The following is a 17,133-nucleotide window of genomic DNA, read 5'->3' as shown; positions in this document are numbered from 1 at the left end:
GCGCCGCGGTGGTCTGAAAAACCCCGCGGTTTTTTTATTTGTCTCGTCAGATCGTTACTTGTGCCGGTTCACATTTTTTGTACAAATGAATTTTCATGTAGCTCACAATTATGACAATGGCGTGAATTTTGCGCATTGACGTTGCCTCTGATTCGCGGTATTCGTTAACCGTGGTTGCACGTTTAGTGACCACTGTTTTCTTTTCCACCAGATCAAATAATGAGGGAAACGAGGCATGAAGAGACAAAAACGAGATCGCCTGGAACGGGCACATCAACGTGGATACCAGGCCGGGATAACCGGAAGATCGAAAGAAATGTGTCCCTACCAGACCTTGAACCAAAGGTCCTACTGGCTAGGAGGCTGGCGAGAAGCCATGGAGGACAGGGTACAAACTGCCTGACTGTCTCTTTAAAAAAAGAAGCCTCCGCAGAGCGGGGGCTTCGCCTTTTTTAAGCATCGCTGCTTATCAGAATGCAGACGTATCCTGGAACAGACCGACTTTCAGATCGTTTGCGGTGTAGATCAGACGATCGTCAACCAGCACTTCACCATCCGCCAGGCCCATAATCAGACGACGGTTAACAACGCGTTTGAAGTGAATACGGTAAGTGACTTTCTTCGCACTCGGCAGGACCTGGCCGGTGAATTTTACCTCGCCAACGCCCAGTGCGCGGCCTTTGCCTTCGCCGCCGAGCCAGCCCAGATAGAAACCAACCAGCTGCCACATGGCATCCAGTCCCAGACAGCCAGGCATAACCGGATCGCCGATAAAGTGGCAACCGAAGAACCACAGGTCCGGGTTAATATCGAGTTCTGCTTCAACATAACCTTTATCGTAGTTACCACCCGTCTCAGTCATTTTGATGACGCGGTCCATCATCAGCATATTCGGCGCGGGTAACTGTGGGCCTTTTGCGCCAAACAGTTCACCACGGCCAGAGGCAAGAAGGTCTTCTTTCGTATAGGATTCGCGTTTATCTACCATGTTTTCAGTAAGCCTTATTTTGAGTTCGGGACGCAGGATAGCTAACACGTGTAAGCTGAACAAGTCCGATCAGTTCGAACCTGAACCACCTAACCAGCGTAGCGGCCACGGAAAACGATGACGACTCTCTTGCTGCGTCGCCTGCGCGATCCGTTCCTGGATGGTTTGCCGTAAAGTTTGCCCTTCACCGTCCCAGAGCAGCTGGGTCAGAACAGGCAGCGCTTCCGTGACATCTTCCACCGCCCAGATGAAAAACTGCTCGTCAGCAACGGCCTGCCGGAGTTCTGCTGCCAGACTCAGGTGGCGGATATTTGCCGCGGGAATAATGACCCCTTGCTTACCGGTTAATCCGCGCTGCTGGCAAATGGTGAAAAAGCCTTCGATTTTCTCATTAAGGCCGCCTACCGGCTGCACGCGACCAAACTGATCGACGGAACCGGTAATGGCGATGCTCTGATTAATCGGTACGCCAGCGAGAGCGCTGATTAGCGCACATAGCTCGGCCATCGAGGCGCTGTCGCCGTCGACTTCACTGTAGGATTGTTCGAAGGTCAGCGAAGCCGTGAAGGGGAGCTGCTGTTCGAGTTCCAGCTCGGACATCAGGAACGCCTGCATGATCATCATGCCTTTGGCATGGATGTTGCCGCCCAGTTCCGCCTTACGTTCAACGTCAATGAACTCACCGTCGCCGATGTGTACCACGCAGCTGATGCGAGACGGTTCGCCAAACGGACGCGGATGTCCGGGGAATTCGATGACCGACAAGGCGTTAATCTGGCCGATGCATTCGCCTTCGGTTTCAATCATTATCTGTTCTTGCAGGATTTCGTCCTGAATCCGCTCGGCGAGATAGCCTTCACGCCACTCGCGGCGGGCCAGCATGGTTTGCATCTCTTCCGCGGTGATCTGCCCACCTTCGCAGAACGCCGCCGCTTCGCGTAGCTGGCGGGCTATCCAGAGCGGGCACAGCGGTAATGTCTCCTGATCGCCGGTATAACGCGCGGCTTCCTGAATCAGCAGGGGCCAGGCGTCAGCGGCCACTCCCGGTAGTCCGAGCTGCTGCGCGTTTTTCCCTACCCACTGACACCACAGTTTGAGCGTATCCGCATCGGCAATCTGTATATTCTCTTCGTATTCGCTGTAAATCGCCTGAGCGGAGAGTTCGGGCTCCATCTCCTGGAAATCGGCCAATGAATCACGTTCTCCAACCAGAATCACTTTCAGGCTGAGCGCCATAGAGGGAATCGCGACCGGCAGAGGACGAGACTCGTCAATGGACAGCCAGTCAAAGCGCTGGCGGGTGACCATGCTTTTCAGACGCATCCAGAGCAGCGGCTGAGCGAGTAACGCGCGCAGAGAAATAATCAGTACGCCGCCGTTGGCCCGGTGTACCAGTCCCGGCTGGAGAGTGATTTCGCCGTTAAATTGGCGCACGCAGCCAAAGAGCTGCTCCGCTTCTACCCAGTCGGCAGTTTCAACCGGCGCGGAGCTGGCAAAATTATCGTCGGCATCTTTAGCCGGGGTGAGGGTGACGTTGCCGCCATTGACCTGATAGCGCACACCGTAGAGCGGTGCGGCAGGCTCATGTAAGGTTCGCGTTTCCGTCGCCAGCCACTGCAGGTACTCCGGCTCTTCCGGGGCTTTCACCAGCATGAATGGCGAGATGGTCGGAGTCACCAGAAGTTGCTCCAGACCATAGAATAAACGGGGCTGCAGTTCGCCGGAGAGGCCATCTTCCGCCTGGGCTAAATCGGCTTGTGCAAACAGCGCCTGATAACTTTCCGTATCAGGAGCGAGGTCGTTTCGGGTAAGTTTCGTAATGGTCAAAGTCGCTGTTTTTTAGTCAGATGTAAAACGCGCGATTATACCTTATGCTGCGTCTGAGCACACGGGGGATTGCGTTTGCCGCGATGATTACCGGGCTACCTGCATCACGAATGATGATTTATTCTCAGCACATTGGGAAAAAACTGATATCCTGAAATGAGTTACACGGTCACATTGAGATCGCAATGAAATATCAACAACTGGAAAACCTTGAAAGCGGCTGGAAATGGAAATATCTGGTAAAAAAGCACCGGGAAGGTGAGCTGATTACCCGCTACATTGAAGCCAGCGCAGCGAAAGCCGCGGTCGATGTCTTACTGACGCTCGAAAATGAACCTGTTCTGGTGCATACCTGGATTGAGCAGCATATGAATCCGGAGTTAATGAACCGGATGAAGCAGACAATCCGCGCGCGTCGGAAACGGCACTTCAACGCTGAGCATCTGCACACGCGCAAAAAGTCGATCGATCTGGAGTTTATCGTCTGGCAGCGACTGGCGGGACTCGCGCAGCGGCGTGGAAAAACCCTGTCTGAAACCATCGTACAGTTGATTGAAGACGCCGAGCATAAAGAGAAGTACGCCAGTAAAATGTCCAGCCTGAAGCACGATCTACAGGTGCTGTTGGGGAAAGAGTAGCTGCAAAGGACAGGGCAGGACGACAGTACCGGGCAGACTGTGTGTTGATACCAGAATTTAGCCCAAAAAAAACCCCGCCAAAGCGGGGTTTTTTATCGGTAGTTAAACTTAAGCCTGCGGCTGAGTTACTACGTCTTTGTAACCTTTAACTTCGATCTCTACGCGACGATCTGGGCCCAGGCAGTCGATCAGTGCAGCGCGAGCTTTCACGTTGTCACAGGTATTGCCGGTAACCGGGTTGGATTCACCCATGCCACGTGCGGAGATTTTGCCAGCCGGGATACCTTTAGACACCAGGTAATCAACAACGGACTGAGCACGTTTCTCAGACAGCTGCTGGTTGTAAGCGTCAGAACCGATACGGTCGGTGTAGCCCAGAACCACTGCAGAACCGTCTTTCGGATCCATGTTGCTCAGCTGAGTGTACAGCTGATCCAGTGCCTGCTGACCTTCCGGTTTCAGGGTAGATTTGTTGAAGTTGAACAGAACGTCAGACTTCAGAGTGAAGTGCTTAGTAGTCACTTCCGGAGCCGGTGCCGGTGCCGGAGCAACAACCGGAGCTGCTTCTTCCTGACCGAAACGGTAAGAAACACCCAGGCTCAGCATGCCGTTGTCAGGACGCGCGCCAACGGTACCTGCGTCACCGATGTTGTTAACCCACTGGTATTCCAGACGGGTAGCGATGTCACGAGTAACAGCCCACTCTAAACCACCAGCAAATACCGGGGATACGCCAGTGTCGTGTTCGCTGCGGGAAACGCCGGTAGAACCGTAGTTGCCGTCAGCATCTGCACGCCAGACCATACCACCCAGACGGGTATAGATATCCAGATCGTCAGTGATCGGGTAACCCAGTTTAGCAGTCAGCTGAACGCCCTGAGCTTTGAAAGCGCCGTTGTCTACGCTGCCTTTATATGCAACGCGACCCAGCCAATCGTAACCCATTTCAAAACCCAGGTACGGGTTTACCTGATAACCACCGAACGCACCAGCACCGAGCTGGCTGTTGTGGGTTGGGCCATTGTTGTTCTGGAAACCGTTACCGTAGAAACCGGTATCGTGAAACTGGGACCAGCCCAGTTTACCACCTGCATACCAGGTGTTATCTTTCGGTGCGGCCTGCGCTACGGTAGCGAAGCCAGCCAGTGCCACTGCAATCGCGATAGCTGTCTTTTTCATTTTTTGCGCCTCATTATCATCCAAAATTCGCCATGAAGTTACAAAAGACCTCACGGTTAAATCCTTCACCCGGGGCGTGACTTGTTGTTAACTATGCTGATACATGCAGCGTAAGCCGATCACCCCTGGCGATGTAAAGTCTACAACTTAGTTCGAAACTTACAAGTGTGAACTCCGTCAGGCATATGAAAAAAAAGGGTTGTGTACACAAGATTTAACAAATATGGTTAATTTTTGTTCGCCAAATAAAGCCGCGAAACCGCATCAGACAGGCATTCCGGTACAAATCACCCTGTTCAGAAAATGGTATTGTTGTAAGCAAAAAAAATTCTAGGATTAATCCTAATTTGGCTTAATGGTACAAATTCGAGTGAATTTTTAGCCCGCTGAGTTGTCTCCCAGCCGGGTTCGTATTTCCAACCGGCCGCATGATAAACCCCATTGCATGTCCTTCTTGTGCGGCGATGACCAGACGTTCGTGCTCTTCTGCCGTCAGTTCATCTGTCAGCCAGCCAATCACCACACTGTAATTCCCTGTGCGCAGCGCGCGGATCATCGAATCGACGGTGTTGAAAGGGGAGAGCTGATTAATCTGCATAACCTTCGACAGCGGTAATCCGGAAGACTGAACCCATTCGCGACTCAATTTCTGCTTCGGCGTGAGCCAGAGCTGCCAGCGAGACTGCTGGCCAAGCTGCTGTAATAAAGGTAGCAGGAGTAATTGCGTCATCATAGGTTGATCTTCACGGTAGACAATTTCACTGATCAGCCCGCTGGCCGGTTGTTCGACGACGTCATGTGAAGGGCGACGTACTGAAGCAGAAGTCAGTGATGAACGATTTGCGTAAGCTGAAGTAAACATAGTCTATCCCGCCTGTGGGTTACTGTATGAATATACAGTATATCCAGCAGGGGAAAAGATCAACCTCATTTATCACTTCATTGGTTGAAAATTGTACATGATTTTTGTCGCTTCCGCGTCAGACCTTCCTGGTGGGGAGAGTGGAGAGATCGATACTTCTCGGCAATGGTTATGGCAGAGACCAGATCGTCTGGTCCATCGCTATATTCATATCTCTCAAATTTTTCACCCTGCTCGCCAAACTATTCACTTGTATTTCAGTGCGCGGGGCTTGCGTATTTATTCCTTATATATCGGGTATTCCCGGCAGACAGTTTTCTGAAAGCACCTCGCAAAATGATGATTAAATGTTGAACAGTGTAAAAATCATCTTGCTGCAATATACGAAGTCACTTACTTTCTATATTAACGGATCCGTTCACAAATAATATTCTATTTACATGATTAACAAAGGAATAATCATGAAGAAAATTTCATCTTTACGGTTCCATCAACTCCAGGAATGTTTATCTCCACTCGGCAAAATAAGCTGTCGCCCGCTCTTTGGGGGCTATAGCCTTGCCATAGACGATACCGTTTTTGCCATGGTTGCCGAGGGCGAAATCTATCTTAAAATTTGTGAGCAGAGCGCGGAATATCGCGTTGTGCATGCTACCCCTCTTTTGACGATGCGGAAAAATGGTCGCCCGGTATTACTGAAATATTATCAGGTTGACGAGACTCTCTGGGGGGATAGCAAAACGCTTTTCAATCTATCGGCGTCCTCATTACAAAGTGCACGTAATGAAAAGCACCGACAGCGCGCGTCCGGAAGATTAAAAGATCTCCCGAACATCAGTTTTCACATGGAGCTGCTGTTGATTAACGCGGGCGTGAGCGATGAAAACATGCTCCGTCAGTTTGGTGCAGAGAAAGTCTGGCTGAAATTGCGCGAGTCAAATAAAGCCCTCACCCTGAATGTTCTCTATGCGCTGGAAGGCGCGATTGCCGGCGTGCATTCCGCAGCGCTCCCGACGCAGCGGCGTCAGGAGCTTAAGGTTTGGGCCGACAGCCAGCACAAGAGTATCGATGCTTACTCGGGTTGAACCGCAACCTGTTTTTGCAACCTGCAGATTTCCGGTAACAGCGCCAGCAGCAGACCAATTTGCTGAAGCACCAGCGGCTCTTTGCTGTCAGCCCGGGGCTCAAGATGTTGGATCCGGGTCTGCAGACTATTAAGCGCCTGCTGCACCCGCTGCTCGTCGGCAGGCGTGTGGTGCAGCGCATCATCCACGTAGCAGACGGCATCATCAAGCAGGGCGAGAATTTCCGCCGTCGTGAGTTTTTCCCGGTGCGCGCCGAGTGCGGAAATATAGCTGGTAAAGGTATGGTTCAGGCAAAGCAAACGGAATGCCGTTTCGCGCATGGCTGAGTTTGCCCGCGGTTCCGTCGACAGGTTTGATACCACAGATGCCAGTTCGCCATCCCGGCTATGGGCATCGCGGCGGGCAACGCGATAGGCCAGGCGGTTATCGCGTCCCTGGTGATATTGCTCGAGAATGGCATCGAGGTATCGGCAGTTGGCGTTGATAGCCTGGTCCAGCACCCGCGGCAAATTGCGGAACTTCCAGTCTGGCCAGATAAAGCTCACGGCCGCCCAGGCGATCGCACAGCCAATCAGCGTGTCGAAAATACGCGGTAGCGCGACCTCGAAACCTTCACCTAGCAGGTTAAAACACAGCAGAACCAGCAGGGTGATGAACATTGTCGCGTGGGCATACTGTACGTTGCGAAAAGCAAAAAACAGCACGCCGGTCAGGACAATGAGCAGCAGCTGGCCTTCAACAGATGGCACGAGCAGTAATATCGGCAGGCCTATGGCCACCCCAACCAGGGTACCGATAATCCTCAGCGCGAGCCGATGACGGGTGGCGTTATAGTTCGGCTGGCAGACAAACAGGCTGGTCAGGAGTATCCAGTATCCGTGGTCTAAGCCGGTGAACTGGATAAACGCATAGCCGGTACAGAGGACCAGTGACATCCTGACCGCATGACGGAACAGCGCCGATTCTGGCGACATGTTGCGGCGCAGCCGCAGCCAAATATCGCTGAAACTGTTAAGTCCATCGTCCGCGAGCAGGTTTTCGGTCGCGCTGTTTGCCGGGGCACTGGTTTGCGCCGACTCAATTGTCGCCAGTTGAGCATCGATCGCACGGAGATTGTTAAGCAGAAAGCCCAGCGCTTTCATCTGTTCAGCCGGAGCGCCGCTGGCGTGTACGCGGTCGAGGGCGGCATCAAGGTGCATAAATGCCCGCTCGAAATGGGCATCGTGCTGGTAAGGTTCGCGTAAAAGAATCGCGCGGGATAATTTCTGGCATGCCTGCGCCTGCATCGACAGCATGCGCTGGAAGCGGAACATTACATCGCTATAGCGAAAATGATCGCGTAGCGTTTGGTACTGAATGTGTGATGAACTGGCGCGCTCGTGAATATCCTGAGCAACAAAGTAGTATTGTAACGTGCGGCGGGTGCCGCGCTGGCCACGGTCGCCGCGCAGACGCGTCAGCAGAGAGGCCTTGGTCTGATTGAGCGTCGTCACCAGTTGACCATTGGCAATGGCTAAATCATACAGCGGCGCCTGGCTCTCATCCTCAATATCCGGGTCAAACAGACGGGATTTGAGCTCAAGGTAATGCGCCAGCTGTTCATAGCTGCGCGCAAGATTATCCTGCAGGGGGCGAATCGGGAAAATCAGGTGTCCGCAGAGGGTCAGCAGGTTGTACCAGACCGCACCGGTCAGCAGAAAGCACGGCTGCAGATACCAGCGATCGTAGAGCGTTACGCCCAGCATGGTATAAATGGCGATCAGCAAGGCGCCAAATGCGATAGTGGCATAACGCTGTCCCAGACCGCCGAGCAAAATAAATCCAGTGGTCGATACGGTTAACCCAAGCGCAAACAGCCAGGGCCAGGGGAACAGTAGCTCCACCGAGGCGGAAGCAATAAAAAAACACACCAGCGTGATGGCCAGATTGCGCAACCGGCCGGCCAGACGATCGTCGAGGTCGGTCAATGCCGCGGCCACCACGCCCAGCGTCAGGGGAATGGTCAGTTTGACTTCGCCAAGCCACCATGGAACGGCGGTTGTGCCGCAGAGTGCGATAAAAATCCTGGCGTTATACAGCCAGGCACTGTTCCATGTATAACGGCGTAGCAAGGGGCTAAGCATGGTCGTGTTCCGTCCGGTTACTGAAAGCGACGACGCGCATTTGCTTCACGCGCGGCACGAGCCGTTTCGACGGAAACCACTCTACGTCCCACCGGCCATAATGCAATGGCGGCAATTTTAAAATTAGCAATACCGACCGGGATGCCAATGATGGTCAGGCATTGGGCGATACCGCTGAAAATATGCATCAGGCACAGCCACCAGCCAAAAAAGATAAACCACAAAATATTCAGAATCGTACCACCGGCATTCAGCAGGCTATTTTTGCCTTGCGGTTCAAGTTCATCGACATGAATGGCTTCATTCCCGTAAGGCAGCAGGGAGAGTCGGGTAATTTCCCAGCATGAGCGGGTTAATGGCAAGGTGAAGATCAGGATGATGCTGACCAGGGTTGCCAGCAGCCAGCCCAGCGTGGTGGCGAAACCGCCAAGGATAAAGTTCAAAATATTCAGAATGGTACGCATAAACCCTCAGTTCAGTCCTGGAGATAATAAGACCTGACCATTGTAACGTTTTTTACGCTGGAGCACCTGGTCGCTGGCGGTTAAACTTAAAAACATCCAACCTGATTGAAATTCGGCATGATATGGAACTTAAAGCGACAACATTGGGCAAACGTATGGCACAGCATCCCTACGACCGGGTGCAACTGCTTAACGCGGGAGTAAAAGTCTCGGGTGATAACCATGAGTATCTTATCCCTTTCAATCAGTTATTGTCAGTTCAATGTAAGCGCGGCCTGGTCTGGGGCGAACTGGAGTTCGTTTTACCGGACAGCAAAGTCGTGCGTTTACACGGCACCGAGTGGAATGAAACGCAGCGTTTTTATCATCATCTGAATACCCTCTGGCAGCAGTGGAGCGCGGAAATGAGCGGTATTGCCGCCGGTGTTCTCCAGCAGCAGCTGGAGGAGGTTGCCCGCGCCAGCGCCGAAGGCAAGTGGCTAACCCGTCAGCAGGTTACTGATATTCAGGTGAAGATTCGTCGTGCGTTGACCGGTCTGCCGATGCCGACCAGCCGTCTTGACGCTTTCGAGAACTGTCGTGAGCTGTGGCGGCAGTGCCAAAGCTGGCTGGCTGATACCGAAGAGGCCCGGCTGGCTCATAATCAGGCTTTTACCGAATCGATGCTCGAGCAGTATCACGGATTTTTTGCCAGCGTCGAAACTTCTCCGCTGAATCCCGCGCAGGCGCGGGCGGTGGTCAACGGCGAGCGCGCTTTGTTGGTGCTTGCCGGGGCCGGAAGCGGCAAAACCTCCGTGCTGGTGGCGCGAGCCGGGTGGTTATTAACGCGGGGAGAAGCCGCCGCCGATCAGATTCTGCTGCTGGCATTTGGCCGCCAGGCGGCGCAGGAAATGGATGAGCGTATTCGTGAACGTCTGGGTTCAGAAGAGATCGCGGCTCGTACCTTTCACTCTCTGGCATTACATATTATTCAGCAGGGCAGCAAAAAAGTGCCGACCATCAGCAAGCTGGAGAGCGACAGCACGGCCCGCCAGACCTTGCTGCTGAAAAACTGGCGCCAGCAGTGCCAGGAGAAAAAAGCGCAGGCCAAGGGGTGGCGGCAGTGGCTGGAGGAAGAGATGGGCTGGCAGGTGCCGGACGGCGAATTCTGGCAGGATAAAAAAATCCAGCGGCGAATGGCCAGTCGCCTCGATCGCTGGGTTAGCCTGATGCGCATGCACGGGGGATCGCAGGCGGAGATGATCGCCGGCGCGCCGGAAGAGGTGCGCGACCTGTTCGGCAAGCGCGTTAAGCTGATGGCGCCGCTGTTAAAAGCGTGGAAAACGGCGCTGAAAGACGAAGGCGCGGTCGATTTTTCCGGGCTGATACATCAGGCGATTAATATTCTGGATAAAGGGCGCTTCGTCAGCCCGTGGAAACATATTCTGGTCGACGAGTTTCAGGATATCTCGCCGCAGCGCGCCGCCTTGCTTGCTGCGCTGCGTCGGCAGAACACGCAGGCGACGTTATTTGCCGTTGGCGATGACTGGCAGGCTATCTATCGCTTCAGCGGGGCTCAACTCTCTTTGACCACCGCATTCAATCACTATTTTGGCGAAGGCGATTGCTGTGCGCTGGATACCACCTACCGGTTTAACGGGCGTATTGGGGAGGTGGCGAACGGTTTTATACAACAAAACCCGCATCAGTTGAGTAAACCATTGAACAGCCTGACGACCGGAGACAAGAAAGCCGTGACGCTGCTGGCGGACGATAAGCTCGACGATCTCCTCGATAAACTCAGCGGCTATGCGAAACCGGACCAGCGGATTTTATTGCTGGCGCGCTATCATCATTTGAAACCCGAGGCGCTGGAAAAAGCGGCGACGCGCTGGCCGCATCTGCAGCTCGATTTTATGACCATTCATGCCAGTAAAGGCCAGCAGGCGGATTATGTCATTGTGTTGGGGCTGCAGGAGGGGGACGATGCGTTTCCGGCCCCGGCGCGCGAATCCATTATGGAGCAGGCGCTACTGCCGCAGCCGGAGGATTTTCCGGATGCGGAAGAGCGGCGCTTGCTCTATGTCGCTATTACGCGTGCGCGGCTTCGCGTCTGGCTGTTGTTCAACAAAGCGCGGCCTTCGCCGTTTGTCGAAATGTTAGAAGATCTGGATGTGCCGGTGGCGAGAAAACCGTAAGTGCCGGCGGGCGGGCCGCCGGCCGGGATTACTTCAGACGGTCGGCGAGGTAACGTTGATAATCCGGGATCAGAATATCGAGAGGTTCGGCGAAATTCGGCGACAGAATAATAAAGTCGGCCGTTGAGGCATTGGTGGCTACAGGGATGTTCCACACCGTAGCCAGGCGCAGCAGTGCCTTGACGTCCGGGTCGTGCGGCACGGCGTTGAGCGGATCCCAGAAGAAAATCAGCACATCGATTTTACCTTCCGAGATCAGCGCGCCGACCTGCTGATCGCCACCCATCGGTCCGCTCAGCATCGCGTTAACCTCCAGCCCGGTTGCGCGGGAGATAAGGTTACCGGTGGTGCCGGTTGCATAGAGTTCGTGCTGGGCCAGCAGCGGCTGGTGGCGCGCAACCCATTTCATCAGCATATCTTTACAGTGATCGTGAGCAACCAGCGCGATATGTTTGCGTGCGGGTAACGTACGTGTCGTCAGTTCCATATTTTCATTCCACATTTTGACCTGCAGACAGATTACTGGAAGTGACTGCTGCTGCAAGTATCCGGGTGAAAATTTTTGACGCATCCGTAAGTTAGGATGAATGGCTCGTTCAGTCGGATTAGCATACACTTGGGCTAAAGAGTGGAGGATAAAATGAAAGAGAACGATATCGCAGGCATTCTCACCTCAACCCAGACGATTGCGCTGGTGGGGGCGAGTGACAAACCGGATCGCCCAAGTTATCGGGTGATGAAATACCTTCTTGAACAGGGCTATCACGTTATCCCCGTTTCGCCGAAAGTTGCTGGTACCACGCTGATGGGGCAGAAAGGTTACGCCACCCTTGGCGATGTACCGGAAAAAGTGGATATGGTCGATGTCTTCCGCAACTCCGATGCGGCGCTGGCCGTTGCTCAGGAGGCTATCGCAATTGGTGCGAAAACGCTGTGGCTGCAGCTGGGAGTGATTAACGAACAGGCGGCGGTACTGGCGCGCGAGGCTGGGCTGAATGTGGTGATGGATCGCTGCCCGGCGATTGAAATACCGCGCTTAGGGCTGGCGAAGTAAATAAAAAACCCCGCAATAGCGGGGTTTTTTTACATCAGTTACGTAGCCGCGGGGCCTGCAGCTGCCGGCGAATCGTTCTGGCCAGCTCGTCCATCGACGGCTGTTCCGGATGTTCATCGCTGGCTTCACCGCTCAGCTGCGCTTCCGCAAGATAAGTGTGGATCGGCTGGCCGTCCTCATCTTCCATGACCACATGATACCAGGGCGAGGCGCGCAGTTCGTCATTGGCTGCAATTTCATCCTCTTCCGGCTCGGCGAGCGAGTATACCGGATCGATATCAACAACCACGCCGAGGTAGCCTAATAGCGTATGGCGAACCTGCTGGCCGATACCGAATTTGCTGGCAATCATAGGCACCTCCTGGGAAACGTTATTACCTGCTATATGCGGGCAATGTTCCGCTTTTCAAGTTACATGATGCGACAGGCAAACCCTTTCAGATACAGCCCTTCCGGGTAGGTTGCAATCACCGGGTGATCGGCAGCCTGACGGAACTGTTCTATAAATTGTACATCACGTCCGGCATCAATTGCGGCATCGGCAATGATTTTCTGAAATAAATCGGTCGCCATCAGACCCGAGCAGGAGAAGGTCAGCAGGATGCCGCCGGGATTCAAGAGCTGAATCGCCAACATATTGATATCTTTATAACCACGGCAGGCGCCCATCAGCTGGTTTTTATTCTCGACGAACTTCGGCGGATCCATGACGATAACGTCAAACGTCTCCCCCTGATCGCGATATTTACGCAGCAGTTTAAAGACGTCGTCGCGAACAAATTCCGCTCTGGAAAGATCCAGCTTGTTCAGCTCTACGTTTTGTTTCGCAACGTCCAGCGCCTCCTGGGAGGTATCGACGCTAATAACCTGGCGGCAGCCGCCCATCAGGGCGGAAACAGCGAAACCACCGGTATAGGAGAAACAGTTAAGAACGCGCTTGTCGGCGACATAGCGGCGGGTCGCCAGACGGCTATCGCGCTGGTCGAGGTAGTAACCGGTTTTGTGGCCGCCCTGAATGTCGACCAGCAGCTGCATACCGTGCTCGGTAATCGGCAGCAGGGCCGGCGGCAGTTCGCCGACAACCGGACCTTGCGCCAGCTCCAGCCCCTCTTTTTTACGCACCGCGACGTCGCTGCGATCGTAGATAGAGCAGTTCGGGAACAGCGTTTGCAACGCGCTGACGATGGCGGCACGCTGGTATTCAGCACCGGCGCTCAGCAGCTGCAGGACGAAGAAGTGACCAAAGCGATCGATGGTCACGCCCGGCAGACCGTCGGATTCGCCGGCGATCAGACGATAGCTGTCAAGGCCATCGCGAGCCGCCAGCCATTCGCGCCAGGTCTGCGCCTGCTGCAGGCGACGCTCGAAAAAGGCGTTATCGATAGCTTCATTGCGATCGAAGCTCCAGACGCGAGCGCGGATCTGCGAAGAGGGCGAATACGCGCCGCGGGCCAGCCATTTCCCTTGCGAATCAACGATATCGATGGTCTCACCGGAGCGAGCTTTACCTTCCATCCGGGCGACGGCGCCGGAGAAAATCCACGGATGGCGACGCAGCAGGGATTTCTCGCGTCCTTTGGTTAACACTAAGCGGGGGAAAATGGAATCTGTCATGGAGCTACCTTTAAGCAACGGGAATGTCGGCACCGAAAAATGGCGCGTAGGTTAGCACAAGTGACCGGCGCAAGCATCATTCCACCTGCGCCGACAGGTGAGCGTTTCGGCACAAAACGCAGGCGCTTTGGCACAATAAAAACCTTCCCGCGATCTTACAGTGATTCCTCACCCAACGGAGGAAAATACGATGAAAACAGGATCCCGGTTAGCGGCAATCTTAATTGCGGTTATCAGTACCAGCGCGGCAGCGGCGCCATTTCGCGTCACCAGCAGCGACATGCGCGAAGGGGATAGCCTGGCGGCATCCCAACAGTTTAATGGTTTTGGCTGTCGCGGGGGGAATATCTCGCCCCAGCTGGTCTGGGAACATGCGCCGACGGGCACCCGCAGTTTTGCGGTGACCGCCTACGACCCGGATGCCCCCAGCGGAAGCGGGTGGTGGCACTGGACGGTTGTGAACATACCGTCGACGGTTTCCAGCCTGGCGACTGGTGCCGGAGATAAAAACAACGCTAAACTGCCTGCAGGTGCCGTGCAGGGGCGAAATGACTTCGGCTATGCGGGCTTTGGCGGAGCGTGTCCTCCGCCCGGGGATAAGCCTCATCATTACCACTTTACGGTATGGGCGCTGAATACGCCGACTTTACCGATTGATGCACAGGCCAGCGGCGCGTTGGTGGGCTTTATGCTGCGCAGCCATGCTATCGCCAGCGCCCGGCTGACGGCCATGTCAGGACGCTAAACGACAGACAGAGAGCTCAAATGCGGAATATTCACTTTCAGCATAACGCGTTATCGGCGGCAGAAATCACCTCCCGGCGATTATATAAACTGCACCGCGTCAGGCTTTTTTCGCCTGCGCTGTGTCGGGTCAATCGTGGAAGTAAAATCATCGTGCAGGGGGCCAGTCAGATGCAGGTCACCCCGCAGCAGCTGATTATTTTGCCCGCCGACCTTGAGCTTGAAGTCATTAATCAGCCGGACAATGGGCTATTTTGTTCCGACCTGCTCTCGTTGACCGCAGACCTGCTCGCGGATTTTAAAGCACGTTACATGAGCGAGCCGCCGCCCGGCCGGCTGACATCACTATGCGCGCCGATGACCCCGGAGCTGTCGTTTATGTGGCAGAACGTGTTGCAAGCGGTGAGAGGGGGACTCTCGACGGAGCTGCAGCATCATCAGGCGATGGGGCTGCTGCTGGCATTGCAGCAGGCGGGATATGCCGGACCGCTATTAAACGAAAGACAGCAGGATCTGACCGGCCAGGTACGGCAAATTATCATGCTGTCGCCGGCGGAAGCGTGGAGCGTTCCTCGGGTGGCCAGGATGTTGTTTCTGGGGGAGTCGACGCTGCGCCGCCGTTTACAGCAGGAATCGCAAAGTTTTCGCCTGATCGTTGAAGAGGTTCGTATGGCGTACGCCTTAGGCCAGCTGCAGTCAACGTCGCTGCCTATAGGTGAGATCGCACTCAACAGCGGCTATCAGTCCGGGTCACGCTTTACCGCGCGTTTTCGTCAACACTATGGCCTGTTGCCGAAGCATGTGCGCTGACGAGAATTTGCTATTCTGTGCTTCAGGGCAGGCCAAAAAAGGAGTGTAACGATGGCGACAATCTGCACAATGGCATGGGTATATGGCTCGGTTCAGGGCGTGGGGTTTCGCTACTCGACGCAGCGGGAGGCGCTACGCCTTGGGCTGACGGGCTATGCACGTAATCTTGATGATGGCAGCGTGGAGGTGCTGGCCTGCGGGGAAGAAGACCAGGTTGCGGCACTTATCGCCTGGCTAAACGCCGGTGGGCCGCGCAGTGCGCGGGTTGACAGGGTCAATACTGAGCCTCATCAACCCACCAGAGAGTGGCAAAAATTTGCCATCCTCTATTAGATGCATTTCACCGGTTTAGGCAGGCCGGCAATTTTGGTGGCCTGTTTAGCCGGTCCTTTCGGGAACAGGCGATAGAGATAGCGGCTGTTGCCTTTCTCTTCGCCAAACTTATTCGCCATCGCCTTTACTAACATGCGAATGGCGGGCGATGTGTTGAATTCCAGATAAAATTCGCGCACAAAACGCACCACTTCCCAGTGTTCAACGGAAAGCGTAATGCCCTCCTGCCCGGCGATAACTTCCGCCATGGCTTCGTTCCACTGTGTCGTCTCTTTCAGATAGCCTTCGCTATCGGTCTCAATTTCGTTGCCTTCAAAGATAAACATAATTCTTCACATACCGTTCAGACTGGCCGCAGTGTAGCAAAAAATAAGGCCCCGCATAAGCGGGGCCTGAGTACGGCGTCGGCAGAGGTTAGTCCCGGCTTGCGAAGCCAAGGATGCTCAGCAGGCTGACGAAGATGTTGTACAGCGACACGTACAGGCTGACGGTAGCGCGGATATAGTTGGTCTCACCGCCGCGGATGATATTGCTGGTTTCAAACAGGATTGCGCCTGAAGAAATCAGGATAAACACCGCGCTGATGGCCAGGTGCAGAGCCGGCAGCTGCAGGAAGATGTTAGCAACCATACCGATCAGCACCACCACTACGCCTGCCATCAGCATTCCGCCGAGGAAGGACATGTCTTTACGGGTGGTCAACACATAGGCCGAGCAGCAGAAGAACACCAGAGCGGTACCGCCCAGCGCCAGACCAATCAGGTCACCCATGCCCGCAGACAGATAGGCGTTGAGCATTGGCCCAAGGATATAACCCAGGAAGCCGGTGAAAGCGAAGGCCGCCAGAATACCTGTCGGCTTATTGGCCAGTTTATAGGTCAGGAACATCAGACCATACATACCCACCAGCGTCAGAATCAGCCCTGGAGAAGGCAGCATCAGCACCGTGCTGGCCGTTGCCGTAATGGCGGAAAATGCCAGCGTCAGACTGAGGAGGAAATAGGTGTTCCGCAGAACTTTATGCGTACTGAGCAGCGATGAACGGTCACGCGACGACGTAATAATACGATCCATGAGTCACTCTCTTATGACAGATGTAATTAATAATGAAGCATAAAAAAACCACGACGGAAGCCATAGTGCTTTTACCCATCTTTACTTAGACCCCCGAGGCAATCACGCAGCATATTATGCTAATAAATAATGGAAAGGTGGTGAGTTTGTGTGTTTGGCTT

19 protein-coding genes are annotated in these 17,133 nt (G+C 54.3%); 8 read left to right on the top strand and 11 right to left on the bottom strand.

From position 1 onward, the window contains the following. The first annotated feature begins 235 nt into the window (after positions 1-235). The gene (gene rmf / locus Q1L34_RS17540; RefSeq protein ID WP_004871568.1) at positions 236-403 is read left to right on the top strand and encodes a ribosome modulation factor; all 168 of its coding nucleotides are present in this window, start codon (positions 236-238) and stop codon (positions 401-403) included. Positions 404-469: 66 nt separating this feature from the next. Here rmf and fabA read toward each other — a convergent pair whose 3' ends face one another. After that, entirely contained in the window at positions 470-988 is a 519-nt protein-coding gene (fabA, locus tag Q1L34_RS17535; RefSeq protein ID WP_327204217.1) for a bifunctional 3-hydroxydecanoyl-ACP dehydratase/trans-2-decenoyl-ACP isomerase, read from the bottom strand. 69 nt (positions 989-1,057) lie between these two features. Next, positions 1,058-2,815 (bottom strand): AAA family ATPase, encoded by a 1,758-nt coding sequence (locus Q1L34_RS17530; protein WP_004860153.1) that lies wholly within the window; start codon positions 2,813-2,815, stop codon positions 1,058-1,060. A 185-nt stretch (positions 2,816-3,000) separates the two neighbouring features. On the opposite strand from Q1L34_RS17530, the gene matP reads away from it, so the two are divergent. Continuing rightward, a complete protein-coding gene (gene matP / locus Q1L34_RS17525) occupies positions 3,001-3,453 on the top strand; it encodes a macrodomain Ter protein MatP (RefSeq protein ID WP_004860155.1) in 453 nt (150 codons plus the stop codon). Positions 3,454-3,561: 108 nt separating this feature from the next. Here matP and ompA read toward each other — a convergent pair whose 3' ends face one another. After that, a complete protein-coding gene (gene ompA, locus Q1L34_RS17520) occupies positions 3,562-4,632 on the bottom strand; it encodes a porin OmpA (protein WP_004860157.1) in 1,071 nt (356 codons plus the stop codon). A 352-nt stretch (positions 4,633-4,984) separates the two neighbouring features. Further along, on the bottom strand, positions 4,985-5,494 hold the full coding sequence (sulA, locus tag Q1L34_RS17515; RefSeq protein ID WP_004860159.1) for an SOS-induced cell division inhibitor SulA: 510 nt from the start codon (positions 5,492-5,494) through the stop codon (positions 4,985-4,987). A 461-nt stretch (positions 5,495-5,955) separates the two neighbouring features. On the opposite strand from sulA, the gene Q1L34_RS17510 reads away from it, so the two are divergent. Beyond that, on the top strand, positions 5,956-6,579 hold the full coding sequence (locus Q1L34_RS17510) for a TfoX/Sxy family DNA transformation protein (RefSeq protein WP_004860161.1): 624 nt from the start codon (positions 5,956-5,958) through the stop codon (positions 6,577-6,579). Here Q1L34_RS17510 and yccS read toward each other — a convergent pair. Together yccS and Q1L34_RS17500 are read right to left on the bottom strand one after the other, a co-directional pair. Next, positions 6,567-8,702 carry a YccS family putative transporter gene (gene yccS / locus Q1L34_RS17505; protein ID WP_004860163.1) on the bottom strand — a complete coding sequence of 712 codons (2,136 nt, stop codon included), beginning with the start codon at positions 8,700-8,702 and terminating at the stop codon, positions 6,567-6,569. The genes Q1L34_RS17510 and yccS overlap by 13 nt on opposite strands. Before the next feature lie 17 nt (positions 8,703-8,719). After that, positions 8,720-9,166 carry a YccF domain-containing protein gene (locus Q1L34_RS17500; RefSeq protein ID WP_004860167.1) on the bottom strand — a complete coding sequence of 149 codons (447 nt, stop codon included), beginning with the start codon at positions 9,164-9,166 and terminating at the stop codon, positions 8,720-8,722. 122 nt (positions 9,167-9,288) lie between these two features. On the opposite strand from Q1L34_RS17500, the gene helD reads away from it, so the two are divergent. After that, entirely contained in the window at positions 9,289-11,343 is a 2,055-nt protein-coding gene (gene helD / locus Q1L34_RS17495) for a DNA helicase IV (protein ID WP_032717632.1), read from the top strand. A 28-nt stretch (positions 11,344-11,371) separates the two neighbouring features. Here helD and mgsA read toward each other — a convergent pair whose 3' ends face one another. After that, positions 11,372-11,830, bottom strand: coding sequence for a methylglyoxal synthase (mgsA, locus tag Q1L34_RS17490; protein WP_015584710.1), 459 nt, complete (start codon positions 11,828-11,830; stop codon positions 11,372-11,374). A gap of 153 nt (positions 11,831-11,983) precedes the next feature. Between mgsA and Q1L34_RS17485 the strand changes: the two genes are divergently transcribed. Continuing rightward, a complete protein-coding gene (locus tag Q1L34_RS17485) occupies positions 11,984-12,397 on the top strand; it encodes a CoA-binding protein (protein WP_004860175.1) in 414 nt (137 codons plus the stop codon). Positions 12,398-12,431: 34 nt separating this feature from the next. On the opposite strand, the gene hspQ is transcribed toward Q1L34_RS17485, so the two are convergent. Together hspQ and rlmI are read right to left on the bottom strand one after the other, a co-directional pair. Then, positions 12,432-12,749 (bottom strand): heat shock protein HspQ, encoded by a 318-nt coding sequence (gene hspQ, locus Q1L34_RS17480; protein ID WP_004860177.1) that lies wholly within the window; start codon positions 12,747-12,749, stop codon positions 12,432-12,434. A 59-nt stretch (positions 12,750-12,808) separates the two neighbouring features. Next, complete coding sequence (rlmI, locus tag Q1L34_RS17475) at positions 12,809-14,011, bottom strand: 23S rRNA (cytosine(1962)-C(5))-methyltransferase RlmI (RefSeq protein ID WP_044349118.1); 1,203 nt, start codon at positions 14,009-14,011, stop codon at positions 12,809-12,811. A 190-nt stretch (positions 14,012-14,201) separates the two neighbouring features. Here rlmI and Q1L34_RS17470 point away from each other — a divergent pair, with 190 nt between their 5' ends. From Q1L34_RS17470 to yccX, 3 genes are read left to right on the top strand one after another with little or no spacing between them, the layout of a single operon-like run. After that, a complete protein-coding gene (locus tag Q1L34_RS17470) occupies positions 14,202-14,756 on the top strand; it encodes a kinase inhibitor (RefSeq protein WP_004860181.1) in 555 nt (184 codons plus the stop codon). 20 nt (positions 14,757-14,776) lie between these two features. Then, positions 14,777-15,565 (top strand): helix-turn-helix transcriptional regulator, encoded by a 789-nt coding sequence (locus Q1L34_RS17465; protein ID WP_004860184.1) that lies wholly within the window; start codon positions 14,777-14,779, stop codon positions 15,563-15,565. 51 nt (positions 15,566-15,616) lie between these two features. Beyond that, positions 15,617-15,898 carry an acylphosphatase gene (yccX, locus tag Q1L34_RS17460; protein WP_015584708.1) on the top strand — a complete coding sequence of 94 codons (282 nt, stop codon included), beginning with the start codon at positions 15,617-15,619 and terminating at the stop codon, positions 15,896-15,898. Here yccX and tusE read toward each other — a convergent pair. Further along, the gene (gene tusE / locus Q1L34_RS17455) at positions 15,895-16,224 is read right to left on the bottom strand and encodes a sulfurtransferase TusE (protein ID WP_004860187.1); all 330 of its coding nucleotides are present in this window, start codon (positions 16,222-16,224) and stop codon (positions 15,895-15,897) included. The genes yccX and tusE overlap by 4 nt on opposite strands. An 88-nt stretch (positions 16,225-16,312) precedes the next feature. After that, entirely contained in the window at positions 16,313-16,972 is a 660-nt protein-coding gene (gene yccA, locus Q1L34_RS17450) for an FtsH protease modulator YccA (protein ID WP_004860189.1), read from the bottom strand. Positions 16,973-17,133 lie beyond the last annotated feature (161 nt).

It is taken from the genome of Klebsiella ornithinolytica, assembly GCF_030505655.1.
Classification (GTDB): Bacteria; Pseudomonadota; Gammaproteobacteria; order Enterobacterales; family Enterobacteriaceae; genus Klebsiella; species Klebsiella ornithinolytica.
The sequence above is the reverse complement of the archived record's forward strand: the minus strand, read 5'-3'. Positions and strand labels throughout refer to the sequence as shown.